Source organism: Streptomyces sp. NPDC088707 (genome assembly GCF_044752725.1).
Classification (GTDB): Bacteria; Actinomycetota; Actinomycetes; order Streptomycetales; family Streptomycetaceae; genus Streptomyces.
This window is the reverse complement of the sequence record NZ_JBIVLV010000006.1, coordinates 95,994-111,051: the sequence shown is the minus strand read 5'-3', so window position 1 is coordinate 111,051 and position 15,058 is coordinate 95,994. Positions and strand designations below refer to the sequence as shown.

16 protein-coding genes and 1 tRNA gene are annotated in these 15,058 nt (G+C 71.9%); 14 read left to right on the top strand and 3 right to left on the bottom strand.

Features of this window, described 5'->3' with window-relative positions:
* Positions 1–34: 34 nt before the first annotated feature.
* The 5 genes from proB to ACIP84_RS19570 all read left to right on the top strand — a co-directional run bounded on the left by proB (position 35) and on the right by ACIP84_RS19570 (position 5,285).
* Entirely contained in the window at positions 35–1,171 is a 1,137-nt protein-coding gene (gene proB, locus ACIP84_RS19590) for a glutamate 5-kinase (protein ID WP_355960880.1), read from the top strand.
* Between the two features lie 158 nt (positions 1,172–1,329).
* On the top strand, positions 1,330–1,851 hold the full coding sequence (locus tag ACIP84_RS19585) for a hypothetical protein (protein WP_355960877.1): 522 nt from the start codon (positions 1,330–1,332) through the stop codon (positions 1,849–1,851).
* 114 nt (positions 1,852–1,965) lie between these two features.
* Positions 1,966–3,249, top strand: coding sequence for a glutamate-5-semialdehyde dehydrogenase (locus tag ACIP84_RS19580; RefSeq protein ID WP_401798965.1), 1,284 nt, complete (start codon positions 1,966–1,968; stop codon positions 3,247–3,249).
* Positions 3,250–3,325: 76 nt separating this feature from the next.
* Entirely contained in the window at positions 3,326–3,886 is a 561-nt protein-coding gene (locus ACIP84_RS19575; RefSeq protein ID WP_355960872.1) for a hypothetical protein, read from the top strand.
* Between the two features lie 313 nt (positions 3,887–4,199).
* The gene (locus ACIP84_RS19570) at positions 4,200–5,285 is read left to right on the top strand and encodes a hypothetical protein (protein ID WP_401798963.1); all 1,086 of its coding nucleotides are present in this window, start codon (positions 4,200–4,202) and stop codon (positions 5,283–5,285) included.
* A gap of 101 nt (positions 5,286–5,386) precedes the next feature.
* Here ACIP84_RS19570 and ACIP84_RS19565 read toward each other — a convergent pair whose 3' ends face one another.
* A complete protein-coding gene (locus ACIP84_RS19565; RefSeq protein ID WP_355960866.1) occupies positions 5,387–6,520 on the bottom strand; it encodes a M48 family metallopeptidase in 1,134 nt (377 codons plus the stop codon).
* A 128-nt stretch (positions 6,521–6,648) separates the two neighbouring features.
* Between ACIP84_RS19565 and ACIP84_RS19560 the strand changes: the two genes are divergently transcribed.
* From ACIP84_RS19560 to ACIP84_RS19530, 7 genes are all read left to right on the top strand, one after another.
* On the top strand, positions 6,649–6,885 hold the full coding sequence (locus tag ACIP84_RS19560; protein WP_355960925.1) for a hypothetical protein: 237 nt from the start codon (positions 6,649–6,651) through the stop codon (positions 6,883–6,885).
* Between the two features lie 83 nt (positions 6,886–6,968).
* The gene (locus ACIP84_RS19555) at positions 6,969–7,130 is read left to right on the top strand and encodes a hypothetical protein (protein ID WP_015033566.1); all 162 of its coding nucleotides are present in this window, start codon (positions 6,969–6,971) and stop codon (positions 7,128–7,130) included.
* A 51-nt stretch (positions 7,131–7,181) separates the two neighbouring features.
* Positions 7,182–7,802, top strand: coding sequence for a nicotinate-nucleotide adenylyltransferase (nadD, locus tag ACIP84_RS19550; RefSeq protein WP_030317550.1), 621 nt, complete (start codon positions 7,182–7,184; stop codon positions 7,800–7,802).
* Between the two features lie 19 nt (positions 7,803–7,821).
* Positions 7,822–9,531 carry an LCP family protein gene (locus ACIP84_RS19545; RefSeq protein ID WP_401798960.1) on the top strand — a complete coding sequence of 570 codons (1,710 nt, stop codon included), beginning with the start codon at positions 7,822–7,824 and terminating at the stop codon, positions 9,529–9,531.
* An 83-nt stretch (positions 9,532–9,614) separates the two neighbouring features.
* The gene (rsfS, locus tag ACIP84_RS19540) at positions 9,615–10,082 is read left to right on the top strand and encodes a ribosome silencing factor (RefSeq protein WP_319309319.1); all 468 of its coding nucleotides are present in this window, start codon (positions 9,615–9,617) and stop codon (positions 10,080–10,082) included.
* Complete coding sequence (locus ACIP84_RS19535; protein ID WP_401799383.1) at positions 10,079–10,732, top strand: histidine phosphatase family protein; 654 nt, start codon at positions 10,079–10,081, stop codon at positions 10,730–10,732. Before rsfS ends, ACIP84_RS19535 begins: the two co-directional genes overlap by 4 nt.
* A 95-nt stretch (positions 10,733–10,827) precedes the next feature.
* Positions 10,828–10,900 (top strand) — tRNA-Ala (locus ACIP84_RS19530).
* A gap of 97 nt (positions 10,901–10,997) precedes the next feature.
* Here ACIP84_RS19530 and ACIP84_RS19525 read toward each other — a convergent pair.
* Positions 10,998–11,882, bottom strand: a complete 885-nt coding sequence (locus ACIP84_RS19525) for a helix-turn-helix transcriptional regulator (RefSeq protein ID WP_401798959.1) — start codon at positions 11,880–11,882, stop codon at positions 10,998–11,000.
* Positions 11,883–11,983: 101 nt separating this feature from the next.
* Between ACIP84_RS19525 and ACIP84_RS19520 the strand changes: the two genes are divergently transcribed.
* Both ACIP84_RS19520 and ACIP84_RS19515 read left to right on the top strand, forming a co-directional pair.
* Entirely contained in the window at positions 11,984–13,417 is a 1,434-nt protein-coding gene (locus ACIP84_RS19520) for an MFS transporter (protein ID WP_401798957.1), read from the top strand.
* A gap of 137 nt (positions 13,418–13,554) precedes the next feature.
* A complete protein-coding gene (locus ACIP84_RS19515) occupies positions 13,555–13,788 on the top strand; it encodes a hypothetical protein (RefSeq protein WP_015033559.1) in 234 nt (77 codons plus the stop codon).
* Here the strand turns inward: ACIP84_RS19515 and ACIP84_RS19510 are convergent.
* On the bottom strand, positions 13,767–14,987 hold the full coding sequence (locus ACIP84_RS19510) for a glycosyltransferase 87 family protein (RefSeq protein WP_355960853.1): 1,221 nt from the start codon (positions 14,985–14,987) through the stop codon (positions 13,767–13,769). The genes ACIP84_RS19515 and ACIP84_RS19510 overlap by 22 nt on opposite strands.
* Positions 14,988–15,058: the final 71 nt, after the last annotated feature.

The following is a 15,058-nucleotide window of genomic DNA, read 5'->3' as shown; positions in this document are numbered from 1 at the left end:
GACGACGCAGGTGGCGGCACAGGTGACGACGCAGATGACCGGAGAGACGGACGACGCGAGGCGATATGTGACGGAGGCCCGCAGGATCGTCATCAAGGTCGGCTCCTCCTCCCTCACCACCGCCTCCGGAGGCCTCGACGCCGACCGCGTCGACGCCCTCGTCGACGTGCTCGCCAAGGTCCGCAGCGGCGGCGAGAAGGAGATCGTCCTCGTCTCCTCCGGCGCGATCGCGGCAGGACTCGCGCCGCTCGGCCTCACCCGCCGCCCCAAGGACCTCGCCCGGCAGCAGGCAGCCGCCAGCGTCGGCCAGGGCCTCCTCGTCGCCCGGTACACCGCCTCCTTCGCCCGCTACGGCGTCCGCGTCGGACAGGTCCTCCTCACCACCGACGACACCAGCCGGCGCGCGCACTACCGCAACGCCTACCGGACCCTCGACCAGCTCCTCGCGATGGGCGCGCTGCCGGTCGTCAACGAGAACGACACCGTCGCCACCGACGAGATCCGCTTCGGCGACAACGACCGACTCGCCGCCCTCGTCGCCCACCTCGTCCGCGCCGACCTGCTCGTCCTGCTCTCCGACGTCGACGGCCTCTACGACGGCGACCCGTCCAAGCCCGGCACGTCGAGGATCGCCCAGGTCGCCGGTCCCGACGACATCGCCCATGTGGAGATCGGCTCCGCCGGGAAGGCGGGCGTCGGCACCGGCGGCATGGTCACCAAGGTCGAGGCCGCCCGGATCGCCGCCGCCGCCGGCATCCCCGTGGTCCTCACCTCCGCGAGCCGCGCCGCCGACGCCCTCGCCGGACGCGACACCGGCACGTACTTCCACCGCACCGGGCGCCGCTCCGCAGACCGGCTCCTCTGGCTGGCGCACGCCTCCACCCCGCAGGGCTCCCTCACCCTGGACGACGGAGCCGTACGAGCCGTCGTCGACGGCAAGAAGTCCCTGCTCGCGGCCGGTGTCGCGGGCATCGAGGGCGACTTCGTGGCGGGCGACCCGGTCGAACTGCGCGACACCGCCGGCCGGGCCGTCGCCCGCGGTCTCGTCAACTTCGACGCCAAGGAGATGCCCCGGATGCTCGGGCGCTCCACCCCCGAGCTCGCCAAGGAGCTCGGCCCCGAGTACGAGCGCGAGGTCGTCCACCGCGACGACCTGGTCGTCATCCGCTGACCCGCGCGCCCCTCCCGAAACGGCTGAAAGTGCGGCCATCCGGAAGGGACGTTTACCAAAACCGCCCCAAGTGCCGCCTCGGGCTGGTCAACTTTGTCTCGGGGGTAAGAGAGCAGGGGCGGGGTACAGCACCACACGCATCACACAGGAGGCCGCCGGTGAGACGAGCGCGCCCAGGGGCACCGCCCCGAGGGACTGCCGAACGCGCCCTGACCAGTGTCGAGGCCGGAGCCGACTTCGACGAGGCACGGGACAGGTCCACGGACACCAAGACCGAGACCACCACCGAGACACGCGAGGTTCGCGAGGCGCGTGAGGCACGCGCCAGGGAACAGCCCGTGTCCAAACTCTGGCACATCACGCTCAGCGTGTCGGGTGTGGAGTCACCCCTGAAGGAGGTGCGCCGCGGGCTCGAACAGCTGGCCCACGACCACCCCTTCCTGCTGACCAGCAGGTATGCCAACGACCACGCCGAGATCCGGTACTGGGAGGAGGCCCGCGACCTGCACGACGCCGCGGCCGTCGCCCTGCGCCTGTGGGGCGAGCACCGGCAGACCGCCAAGCTGCCGCCGTGGGAGATCGTCGGCCTCGAGGTCATCGACCGCGAGACCTACCACCAGCGGATCGCGGAGGGCTACGGCCCGCCGCCGGCCGCCCCCGTCGGCGTCCACCCGTACTGACGGGGGGCGTGTTCAGGACGCCTCCCCGTGCGGGCCGTCTCGGAACCGCCGTGGCACGTCTCGGAGTGCGGGATACGTGAGGGATGTCCGCAGGGGTGCCAGTACCCTGCGGGCATGACCTCGCTCACGCCCCTCGACAACCTGTCCCCGGTCACCCGGGCCGCCTACCGGGCCCGTGGAGCCGCCGCCGAAATCGCGCCACTCCCGCGTGCGACCAAGGACGATGCCCTGCTGGCGATCGCGGACGCCCTCGAAGTGCGCACCGCCGAGATCGTCGAGGCCAACGCCGAGGACATCGCCAAGGCCCGCGAAGCCGGGACCAGCGAGGCGATCATCGACCGGCTCACCCTCACCCCCGAGCGCGTCCGGGCCATCGCCGCCGACGTCCGCGACGTCGCCGCGCTGCCCGACCCCGTCGGCGAGGTCGTCCGCGGCTCGACCCTGCCCAACGGCATCGACCTGCGCCAGGTCCGCGTCCCCCTGGGCGTCGTCGGCATCATCTACGAGGCCCGCCCCAACGTCACCGTCGACGCCGCCGCCCTCTGCCTCAAGTCCGGCAACGCCGTCCTGCTCCGCGGCTCGTCCTCCGCCTACGCCTCCAACAGCGCCCTGGTGAAGGTCCTGCGCGACGCCGTCGGCGGCGCCGGACTGCCCGCGGACGCCATCCAGCTCGTCCCCGGCGAGTCCCGCGACTCGGTCCGCGAGCTGATGCGCGCCCGCGGCCTCGTCGACGTCCTCATCCCGCGCGGCGGAGCCTCCCTGATCCGGACGGTCGTCGAGGAGTCCACCGTCCCCGTCATCGAGACCGGCACCGGCAACTGCCACGTCTACGTCGACGCCCAGACCGATCTCGACATGGCCGTCGAGATCCTGATCAACTCCAAGGCCCACCGGGTCAGCGTCTGCAACGCCGCCGAGACCCTCCTCGTCCACCAGGACATCGCCGCGGCCTTCCTGCCCAGGGCCCTCGACGCGCTCGCCGAGGCCGGCGTCACCGTCCACGCCGACGAACGGGTGATCGCCTTCGCCGAGGGCTCCAAGGCCACCGTCGTACCGGCCACGCCGGAGGACTGGGAGACCGAGTACCTCTCGTACGACATCGCCGCGGCCGTCGTCGACTCCCTCGACAGGGCCGTCGAACACATCCGGACCTGGTCCTCCGGCCACACCGAGGCGATCGTGACCACCTCGCAGGCCGCGGCGCGCCGCTTCACCCAGCTGGTCGACTCCACCACGGTCGCCGTGAACGCCTCCACCCGCTTCACGGACGGCGGACAGTTCGGCTTCGGCGCGGAGATCGGCATCTCCACCCAGAAGCTGCACGCCAGGGGCCCCATGGGCCTTCCGGAGCTCACCTCGACCAAGTACATCGTCACCGGTGACGGTCACGTGCGGTAACCACTCCTTTCGGTACGGGCGGGGAGGGTTCGCACTCTCCCTGCCCAAAACCACCTCGCGGGTCTACTCTGAAGCCGTGCCGGACGACGTGGGGGGCACGCCGTTCCAGGACGGCGGGGACCCTGAGGACTCTGTCGACCGCGGAGGCGCCGACGAGGTCTACGCCGACGTGGTGTTCGACGAGGACTTCGTACGGGCCGCGACCGTGCACGAACCCACCGCCGTCGAGCGGCTCCTCGCCGCCGCCCAGGCCCGCGCGGAGGCCGAGTCGGCCCGCGCCCGCGCCGGCGGCGGATCGGGCGACGACGACCTCTACGAGGACTTCCACGATTCCTCCGGCCTCACGTACGAGCCGGACGACGTCGGCGACGACGCCAGCCCCTACGGCCGCCACGGCGGCGCTCTGCGCCCCTACCGGGGCCGCGCCCGCTGGCACCGGCCCGTCGCCTGGATCCTCGCCCTCGTCATGGGCATCGGCATGGTCGCCCTGGCGTTCAGCGCCGTCTACCGGGGCGCGGCCGCCAACCGCCAGGACCAGGTCCCGCCGCCGGCGACGACCGGCGTCGACACGCCCAACCCGAACCCGGCCCCGCCCGCCGCCCACGCCCCCGCGGCACACTCCGCGTCCCCGAAGTAGGCCCGTCCCACATTGCCTCGGCAGGCCTCGCCACACCACCTCGCAGGGCCCCTCCACACCGCCCCGGCAGGGGGCCCTCTATCGCCCGGCAGGCCTCGCCACATTGCCCCGGCAGGGCCCTCCACATCGCCCGGCAGGCACGCTCCGGGTCAGCCGTATCGCGGTCCGCGGCCGTCCCGGCGCGTCCCCGTCCCCCGGGTGGCCGAGCCGCGCGGCTCCACGGTGGCACGCAGACACCCTGACGGCGGAATTCTTCCGAACTTGTCGTGTACCTGGGCGTTTATCGAAGCCCCCGCAGACCTACCCTGAAGGTATGGCAGGGCGTGGCGACCCGCCTGAGGGGACACCCGAGGGTCTCCCCGGTGGTGAGGACGAGTACAGGTCCGTCGTCTTCGACGAGGCGTTCGTCCGCGCTGCCCACCTCCAGGAGTTCTCGGCCCGGGAGCGGATGGGCGAGCACACCGAGGCCGTCCGCAGCCGCCCCTCGTCCTGGGAGGGCCGGAGCGGCTCCCGCCAGGCCCTCATGCTGGTCCTGCTGATCCTCCTCGCCTTCGGTACCGCCATCTATCTGGGCGTCCGCAACCCCTACCAGCCGCCCGCCGACCAGCGGGCCGAGCCGCTGCGGACCACCGTGGTCCCGCTCGCCCCGCAGGGCCCCGTCGTCGGTGGTCTGCCCGACCGGCTCTTCGACCACAGCCCGGTCGCCGAGTACCGCACGGGGGCCGCAGGCATCAACCTCCCCGTCGCGGGGCGCACCACCCACTTCGCCGAGAGCCAGGTCGTCACCGCCCTGAGCATCGCCAAGGACTACCTGGTGGCCTCGTCCCTGGAACCCGACGTCCTGTCCGGGGCCACCGTCCGGCCCGCTCGCCTGCTGCTCGACCCCGACCAGCTGGAACAGTTCGACCGGAGCGTGGAGGCACCGGCCGACGACGGTCGGCACGCCCTCGCCGCCTGGCTGGTCCGCTTCGACCCGCGCCAGGCCGTCCTCGCGGACCCCTCGGCCCGTGTCCAGGGCACCCTCCGCTTCGAGGAGACCGGACCCGACACCCTGGACGTCACCGCGGACCACACGTACACCTACGCCCTCCGCCCGGCGGCCCAGGGCGCGGGACCGGTCGGTCAGGCCTCGCTCTTCACCGTCCACCGCGAGGTCCACTTCCGCTTCGACCGCGAGGACCTGCGCATGCACCGGGCCGAGCTGGTGACCAGCACCGCCGAGGCGGGCCCGCAGGCGTGCGGCGCGGACACCACCGGCTCCCTGAAGCCGCTCCTGGCCGGAGCGCGGGCCCCCGAGGCGGGCGGCGGACCGCCGGTCACCGACCCGTACGCCACGGGCCGGCCCGCAGCCCCCTCACTGTGCGGAGCACTGGCGCCGGACGCCCAGCCCTCGCTCTGAGACCGTGAGGGCCCCGCTCTCGCCACCGGTCCCGAGCGCCCGGTTCTCGCTGTTGGTCCCCGAGCGTCCGGTTCCGCTGGTCCCCGAGCGCCCGGTTCTCGCTACGGCGCGTCCCCGGTGCCGCTGTCCGGGCTGCTCTTGCCGTTCTCGGCGGTGCCGGAGGTCCCCTCGGTCCCCGTGGCGTCCGGCTTCTTGGGGCCCTGGCCGCCGCCGAAGGCGTTGCGCAGCTTCCCGCCCAGGTCGCCCGCCAGGTCACCGGCGCCACCGGCTATGTCGCCGACCAGCTTGATCAGCGGATCCTTGCTGGTCCGCACGGTGTCCGCGTAGTGCCCCGCCGACTCGCGGAAGGAGTCCGTGACCGAGGCGTCCTTGTCCTCCGAGCGCTTCGGGTAGTGGCCGTCCATGATCCGCTGGAAGTCGCGGCTCTCCGACCACTTCTTCAGCTCCGCCGCCCGGACGGTGGTGAAGGGGTGCGTGCGCGGCAGCACGTTGAGGATCTTGAGGACCGAGTCCCGCAGGTCCCCGGCCTTCTCGTACTCGTCGGCCTGGGCCAGGAACGCGTCCACGTTCATCTCGTGGAGGTGGTTGCCGCCGGCGATCTTCATCAGACCGCGCATCGAGGCCTGCACGTCCTGCCCGACGAGGAGCCCGGCCCGGTCGGCGGAGAGCTCCGACTTGCGGAACCACTCGCGCAGCGCCGTGACGATGGCCATGATCGCGACGTTCCCCAGCGGGATCCAGGCGATCTTGAGCGCCAGGCCCGTGAGGAAGAGCAGCACCGTGCGGTACACCGAGTGCCCGGACAGCGCGTGGCCGACCTCGTGGCCGACGACCGCACGCATCTCCTCCTCGTCGAGGAGCTCCACGAGGCCGGTCGTGACGACGATGATCGGCTCGTCCAGGCCGATGCACATCGCGTTGGGCTTCGGGTCCTGCGTCACGTACATAGGCGGGACCTTCTCCAGGTCCAGGATGTAACAGGCGTCCCGCAGCATGTCGTTGAGATGGCTGAACTGCGCGTCGCTCACCCGGACGGAGTCCGAGAGGAAGAGCAGTCGCAGACTGCGCTCCGGCAGCAGTCCGCTGAGCGCCTTGAAGACCGTGTCGAAGCCGCTGAGCTTGCGCAGCGCCACCAGCGCCGAGCGATCGGCCGGATGTTCGTAGGCCCGCGAGGAGATGCCGGGGAACCGCTTCCGCTGCCTGCTCGGCACGTTCCCCTGGTCGTTCTCGGTCATGGATGCCCCCTGTTCGTACGAGTCGGTGCTCGTCCCCCTGACGAACCCCAGCCTAGGTGCTGGCGCTACCGTGTGCCGGGGCCTGTGGATAACTCGGGCACCGAGGACGACCGAGGAGCACGACCGACATGCCGGACACCGCCGACACCGCCGCCGCCCTGCTCGCGGCCGCCGCGCAGGAGGGGCCGGGTGACACGCTCCGTATCGTGCTGCTGGTCTCGATCGTGGGCGGCGCGCTGCTCGCCTGGTTCCTGCTGCGCGGCTACCGCACCGACGACTCGGGCGACGCCGGGACCGGCGACGGTGCCGCCGCCGGCACCGAAGGCGGCCCGGACGGCAACACGGACCGTGACGCGAGTGCCTGAGTCGGCGTGAGCCCTTCCGGGCCGCCCGCATACGATGTGCGCGAAGTCTCCGCTCCCATCCCCGATCGATAGGTCTGCCGAAGATGAGCCTCCACAGCACCGCCGCCAACCTGGTCACTCTCGCCGAGGGCGCCGAGCACGGCGGCAACCACGACAGCCTCAGCCCCTACCTCACCGGCTTCGGCGCCTTCGGTGCCCTGCTCCTGCTGCTGTGGATCACCACTCGCTTCAACCGCGACCGCTGAACCGGCGACCCTGATCAGGCGTCCGCTGCCGTGCCAGTAGGCTCTGCACGCATGGGAGAGCAGGAAATGCCTACTGGCGGGCGCGGGAAGCGCCGACTCGGCGTGATGGGTGGAACGTTCGACCCGATCCACCACGGACACCTGGTGGCGGCCAGCGAGGTCGCCGCCCTGTTCCACCTGGACGAGGTCGTGTTCGTGCCGACCGGGCAGCCGTGGCAGAAGAGCGACCGTGCCGTCTCGGCGGCCGAGGACCGTTATCTGATGACGGTCATCGCGACGGCCTCCAACCCGCAGTTCTCGGTCAGCCGGATCGACATCGACCGCGGCGGCGCGACCTACACCATCGACACCCTGCGGGACCTGAGCTCCCTCAACAGCGACTCGGACCTCTTCTTCATCACCGGGGCCGACGCGCTGTCGCAGATCCTCACCTGGCGCGACGCCGAGGAACTCTTCTCGCTCGCGCACTTCATCGGCGTCACCCGGCCGGGCCACGACCTCACTGACGACGGACTGCCCAAGGGCGGCGTCTCGCTGGTCGAGGTGCCCGCGCTCGCCATCTCCTCCACCGACTGCCGGGCGAGGGTCGCACAGGGCGATCCCGTCTGGTATCTGGTCCCGGACGGCGTGGTGCGCTACATCGACAAGCGCCAGTTGTACCGCGGCGAGTGAGCTTCGGGGAGGGCCACCGGTGAACGACCAGCAGCATCCGTACGACCCGTACTATCCGCAGCCGCAGATCATCGGCTACGACGAGTACGGGCAGCCGGTGTACCAGCAGCCGCAGCAGGGATACGGATACGACCCGTACGCCCAGCAGCAGTACCAGGAACCGCAGCAGCAGTACCAGGAGCAGCCCTCGCAGTACCAGGGGCAGCCCCAGCAGCCCCAGCCGTCCCACGAGCCGCAGTACGACCCGTACGGGCAGCAGGGCTACAGCTACCCCTCCTACGACACGGGGCAGCAGTGGGCCGCCCAGCCCGAGGCCGCCGCGCCCGTCGCCCCGGTCGCACCCCCGGTGGCGCAGGCCGCGCCCCCCGTGGCTCCGGCCGCGCCCGTCGCGGCGCCCGCCGGGGTCCCCGGGCAGCGCCCCGCCTCCGAGCGCTCCGCGCCGGCCCGGCCCGCCCCCGACGACGACCGTGGGTACCGGACCGAGCAGTTCTCGTTCATCGAGGAGCCGGACGAGGACTCCGAGGACGTCATCGACTGGCTGAAGTTCACCGAGAGCCGTTCCGAGCGGCGCGAGGAGGCCAGGCGCCGGGGCCGCAACCGGATCGTCGCCCTCGTCGTCGTGCTCGTCCTCGCCGTCGTGGGCGGCGTCGGCTACCTCTGGTCCGCCGGGCTGCTCCCCGGGGCGTCCGAGGAGCAGCGGCAGGGGAGCACCGCGACCGGTCCGCAGAAGCGCGACACGATCGTCGTCCACCTCCACAACACCACGGGAGGCGGGACCTCCACCGTCCTGCTCGTCAACAACACCACCACCCGCCAGGGCACCTCGGTCCTGATTCCGAACTCCGTCGTCGTCGCCGACGGCGAGGGCGCCGCGACCACCCTCGGCAAGTCGGTCGAGGACGACGGGTCCAGCGGGACCCGCGAGGCGATCGGCAACCTCCTCGGCGCGCCGATCACCGGCACCTGGCGCCTGGACACGCCCTACCTGGACACCCTCGTCGACCTCGTCAGCGGTATCGAGACGGACACCGACACCGACGTGCCGGACCCGAAGAAGGGCGCCGACCCCCTGGTCAGGAAGGGCGAGAAGCAGTCCCTGAACGGCCGCGCCGCCGTCGCCTACGCGACCTACCGGGCCCCGGGCGAGGCCGAGACCAAGCAGCTCCAGCGCTTCGGCCAGGTCATGCTCGCGGTGCTGCGCAAGATCTCGGACAATCCGGAGTCCGCCACGATGACGGTCGAGAGCCTCACCCAGATCTTCGACCCCTCGCTCTCCGAGAAGGACCTGGGCGCCGCCCTGGCCAAGCTCGCCGAGCACGCCAAGGTCGGCGACTACAAGACGGCCCTGCTCCCGGTGGGCCAGGACGGCACGCTGACCGAGGGCGCGAGCGACAGTGTGGTGAAGGACATCCTGGGCGGAAAGGTCACCGCCCCCGAGGCGGGCGACGTGCCCCGGGTCTCGGTGCGGGACGCTTCCGGCAAGAAGGCGACCGAGGCGGCCCGGATCGTCCTGATCAACGGCGGCTACACCTTCGTGGGCGGCGGCGACGCGGACACCCGGGAGAAGTCGCAGGTCGTCTACGGTGACGACCTCCAGAAGGCGACGGCGGCCGAGGTGGCCAAGACGCTGGGTCTGCCGGCCGGCTCGGTCACCAAGGGCAAGACCTCGGGAGCGGCCACGGTGACCGTGATTCTGGGCCAGGACTACAAGGTGCCGGAGGCCCCGTAACGGCGCTCCGGAAAACGTTGGCGGGGCCGTCGGCGGTCCGTGAGACCCTGGAGGGGTACTGGACCGCCGACGAAAGCCTGCTTGTGACCGCCACGGATCGTTCCATCGAGCTCGTCAACGCCGCCGCTCAGGCGGCCGCCGACCGGCTCGCGCACGACATCATCGCGTACGACGTCAGCGATGTGCTGTCGATCACCGACGCCTTCCTGCTCGCCTCCGCGCCCAACGACCGCCAGGTCAAGTCGATCGTCGACGAGATCGAGGAGCGCCTCAACAAGGACCTCGGCGCCAAGCCGGTCCGCCGTGAGGGCGACCGCGACGCGCGCTGGATCCTTCTGGACTACGTCGACATCGTCGTCCACGTCCAGCACAGCGAGGAGCGCGTCTTCTACGCGCTCGAGCGCCTGTGGAAGGACTGCCCCGAGCTCGCGCTCCCCGAGGACGCGGCGAAGACCCGCGGCAAGGGCGCCGAGCACGCCGCCCTGACCGGCGTCGACCTCTCCGAGCACGCCGCGGGGCTGCCCGACGGACCCGACGGTGAGCTGAGCTGAGCACCACCAAGGGCGGCACTGGCCGCCGCATCGTTCTCTGGCGTCACGGCCAGACCTCCTGGAACCTGGAGCGCCGCTTCCAGGGCTCGACCGACATCGAGCTGACGGAGACCGGCGTCGCCCAGGCGCGCCGGGCCGCCCGGCTGCTCGCCGCGCTGAAGCCGGACGCCATCGTGGCCTCCGACCTGAGGCGGGCGGCGGCCACCGCCGCCGAGCTCGCCGTGCTCACCGGCCACGCCGTCGCCCACGACTCCGCGCTGCGCGAGACGTACGCGGGGGAGTGGCAGGGACTGACCCACGACGAGATCGTGGGGCGGTTCGGCGAGCAGTACGCCGCGTGGAAGCGTGGCGAGCCCGTGCGCCGGGGCGGCGGCGAACTGGAGACCGAGGTGGCCGACCGGGCCGCCCCGGTGGTCCTGGAGCACGCCGACAAGCTTCCCGAGGACGGCACGCTCGTCGTGGTCAGCCACGGCGGCACGATCCGCACCACCATCGGCCGGCTCCTCGGCCTGGAGTCCCAGCACTGGGAGAGCCTGGGCGGCCTCTCGAACTGCTGCTGGTCGGTCCTCGGCGAGGGTGCGCGCGGCTGGCGTCTGATGGAGCACAACGCGGGCACGCTGCCCGAGCCGGTCCTCGGCGACGACGACTGAGCCCCACGTCCGGCCTGCCGGACCCGGATTTCACTTTCCGGCAGGTCACAGGCTAAAGTTCTTCTTGTTCGCAGCGCAGAGCGCGAAGAACACGAGGGGCTATAGCTCAGTTGGTAGAGCGCCTGCATGGCATGCAGGAGGTCAGGAGTTCAATTCTCCTTAGCTCCACAATCACCGGATCCCGTCCCCAGCAGGGGGCGGGATTCGTCGTTCCCGGACCGTCGCTCGACGAGGTCCGTCCGCCCGTCGGCGGAGCCCGCCCGTCCTACGGGGTCCGTCGTTCCGTCATCTCCCGCAGGGACGCGAGCGCGTGGCGGCTCTCCTCGTCGTTCGGCGTGTAGGCCACGATCCGGCACTCCGGCATCCCGTTCACGGAGAGGGAGACCGAGGTCAGCCGGATCTCGCCGGTCCGCGCGTGACGGAAGGTCTTCACCCGCGTCCCCGGGGGGACCACGTCGCCGCTGCGCCACAGCCGGGCGAACTCCGAGCTGGCCTCCGCCAGAGCCCGTACGAACTCCTCCCAGGCCGGCTCGCCGACGTGGCGGCCGTACGCGCCCCGCAGCTGGGCCACCATGAGGGGCAGCTCCCGCTTCCGCTCGACCACCGGGCAGGTGGGCCCGGTGTCGCTGAACAGCGCCCACAGCACGTTGCGTATGCCGAACGGGCCGGTGTCCTGGTCGTCCCGGCCCTCCTGGAAGAAGAGCAGTTCGTACATCGCGTTGGTCGCGAGCACGTCGTACCGCGCGTTGTAGAGCACCGCCGGGTGCGGGTCCAGGGCGTCCAGGATGCCCTGGATCTCCGGGCTCACCACCGCCGCGTCCGAGCCCGACCGCTCCGGCGCGTACGGCACCTCGGCCAGGTGGTAGAGGTGCTCGCGCTCGGGCCGGTCGAGCCGGAGCGTCCTGGCCACCGCGTCGAGCACCTGCGCCGAGGCGTTGATCGGGCGCCCCTGCTCCAGCCACGTGTACCAGGTGACGCCGACGCCGGAGAGCTGGGCGACCTCCTCGCGGCGCAGCCCCGGTGTGCGGCGGCGGAGTCCCGGGGGCATCCCCACGTCCTCCGGTGTCACCCTGGCCCGGCGGCTGCGCAGGAACGCGGCCAGCTCCGGTCGTCGGCGTCGCTGTGTCGGTACCGCTGCCACGATCGTCACACCCCCATGGTCGAGTCCCCGTGCCGCCGCTGCCAGGTGGTGTCAGTACCAGCATCAGCGGGCTCTCGTTACCCGTATCCGATCGAGGTCACGCTCGGCGTATGACCTCGACCACAACACGTCCCGTACTCAGTAAAGACGGTGGCACCGACAACCGCCCCGGACTGTTGCTCGGCGTGGTCCTCGCCGCCCAGTTCATGGCGCTCCTCGACGTCTTCATCGTCAACGTCGCCGCGCCCACGATCCGTGTCGAGCTCTCCGCGTCCGGAGCCGCGCTCCAGCTCGTCATCGCCGGATACACCATCGCCTACGCGGTGTTGCTGATCACAGGTGCCCGTCTGGGAGCCCTCGTCGGGCACCGCCGGATGTACCTCGGCGGCCTCGCCCTCTTCACCGCGTCCTCCCTCGCCTGCGGACTCGCCGCCGGAACCGGCCAGTTGATCGCCTTCCGGCTCGCGCAGGGCGCGGGGGCGGCCCTGATGATCCCTCAGGTCCTGAGCCTCATCCAGCGCGAGTTCGCCGGCGAGCGCCGTGCGAAGGCGCTCAGCGCCTACTCCGCGGTCCTGGCCACCGGCGCCGCCGCCGGGCAGGTCGTCGGCGGGATCCTGGTGAGCGCCGACCTCTTCGGCACCGGCTGGCGGCCCGTCTTCCTCGTCAACGTCCCGATCGGCATCACCCTGCTGGTGCTCGGCGCCCGGGTCCTGCCCCGCGACGCCCGGACCGGAGCCACGCGTGCGCGTGCCCTCGATCTGCCGGGCCTCGTCCTGCTCGCCGGAGCCGTGTCCCTGCTGACCGTCCCCCTCGTCCTCGGCCAGGAACAGGACTGGCCCCTGTGGTCCTGGCTCTCGCTCGGCGGCTCCCTCGTGCTCCTCGCCCTCTTCGGCGCGTACGAGTCACGGCTGGCCCGGCGCGGCGGCGCCCCGCTCATCGCCCCGCGCGTGCTGCGGCTCCCGGGCATGGGACGGGCCGTCCTCTGGATCGCGGTGTCGATGGGGGTCAACGCCGGCTTCCTGTTCACCCTCACCCTGCATCTGCAGGGCGGCCTCGGCCACAGCGCACTGCGTGCCGGGCTCACCTTCGGCCCCGCCGCCGTCGTCTTCGGCACCGTCGGTCTGACCTGGCGGCGCTGGCCGGCCCGGCTCCACCGCGCGCTGATCCCGGGCGGGTTCCTGCTCGCCGCCGCGGGAGCCCTCGGCGTCGGCGGGCTGCTCGCGGACGGCGGTACGGGCGGCTGGGGGCTCTATCCGGCCCTCGGCGCGCTAGGAGCCGGCATCTCGCTGGCCTTCAGCCCCGCCCTGACCGGCGCGCTGGCCACCGTACGGCCGGAGGACGCGGCCGACGCGAGCGGGCTGCTCGCCACCGTCACCCAGCTCGGCCAGCTCATCGGGGTCGCCGCGTTCGGGACCCTGTTCCTCGCAGCGGCGGACGGATCCGGAGCACAGAACTCCGCTGACGCGCTGCGGACGACCATGATCGCCCTGGCCGTCGCCGCCCTCGCCGGCGCGGTGGCCGGACCGTGGCGTCGAGCACGCTGACCCCCTTGCGGGGCCATGGCAGAATCGGACGGCCGGAGGGGGACGAGGATCCGGACGGGAGGGTGGCCCAAGTGCTCGGCGACAACGGCGGGGTGTCCTATGGGTGCACGGCCTGCGGCCACAGCTGGAGCTGACTGATGGGTGCACACAGGCGGAAATGCGACTGGTGCGGCAGCGGCACGCCCATCGTGCGGGACATGGACCCCGTCAACCCGGGGTTCCAGTACTGGTGCGAGGAGTGCGCGCGGGCGCTGATCATAAAAGGCGACCCCATCGAGACGTACCGCGAGCTAGAGGGGGAGCCGATCTACGGCCGGCTCCTCGACGAGCACTGCACCCTCAAACGCTTCTACTCCTTCGCCACGGCCTGACGCCGAAGCGTCAGCACGTACCCCACGAGCAGGGCCGTGGTCGTCAGCGGATAGATCGCGGACAGCACCATCTGACCCGCGTTCTGGTCCAGTTCCGGCCGGCCCGGGTCGTGCGGAACCCACCACAGGGCGAACGAGGCGAAGGCCAGGGCCACGGCCCCCGTCACCGGCCACGTACGCGTGGCGCGGTCCGCGAGCAGGATCAGCAGGGGCACGCACCAGACCCAGTGGTGGGACCAGGAGATCGGGCTGATCATCAGCGCCGTGAACGCGCAGACGATCACCGCCACCGCCTTGTCCCCGCGCACCGCCGCCCGCACCGCGAGGACCATCGCCACGCCGCCCAGGACGGCCGCGGTCACCGCCCACCACATGCCCGGGTCGTCGGTGTGCATCAGCCGGGCCAGGACCCCGCGGATCGACTGGTTGGCGGTCTCCTCCGCGAAGCCCACCCGGCCGGTCTCGAACAGCGTCTCCGTCCAGAACCGCTTCGAGTCCGCCGGCAGCACGAGGGCCACGGCGAGCGTCGTCCCCAGGAACACCCCCGTCGCCGTCACCGCCGTGCGCAGCCAGCTGTTCCAGGTCCGGTCCCGGCGCCACAGCAGCACGCCCGCGACGAGCAGCAGGACCACGAAGAGCCCCGGTGTGAGCTTCACCGCGGTCGCCAGGCCGATGCCCAGGCCGGCCCAGCGGCTGCCCCGGCGCCGCGTGAGGTCCCAGAGCACCGCCACCGCTATGAGCAGGTTGATCTGGCCGTACCGGAGGGTCGTCCACACCGGCTCGCACCAGACCACCACCGCGGCGACCCACAGTGTCGTACGCCACAGGTCCGTACGCGACAGCGCGGGGCGGACCAGCTGGAGCGACAACTGCACCAGCGCGACCACCAGGAGCAGGTTCCCCGCGGTGGCGAGCGTCCGCATCACGGGCACGCTCACCAGGGTCAGCGGGACGAACAGCAGGGCCGCGAAGGGCGGGTAGGTCATGCCGAGGTTCGCCGAGGTCGCGCGCATCGCGTACAGATCACCGCCCGCCCGGACCGTCTCGCCCTCGGCCCGGTAGACCATCACGTCGAGCATGTTCACGTGGGCGAGGCGTTGCGCCACCCAGAAGGCCACGAACGAGAGCAGGCAGATCGCCGCGGCGGTGGCCAGGGGCCAGGGCCGGGCACGGGTCTTGGAGAGCACGGAGACGGACACAGTCGGCGACCCTACCCGGCAGGTCAGCGGGGCTCGGAGAATCGATTTGGAGATCTGCCGGGAAGCCGGTT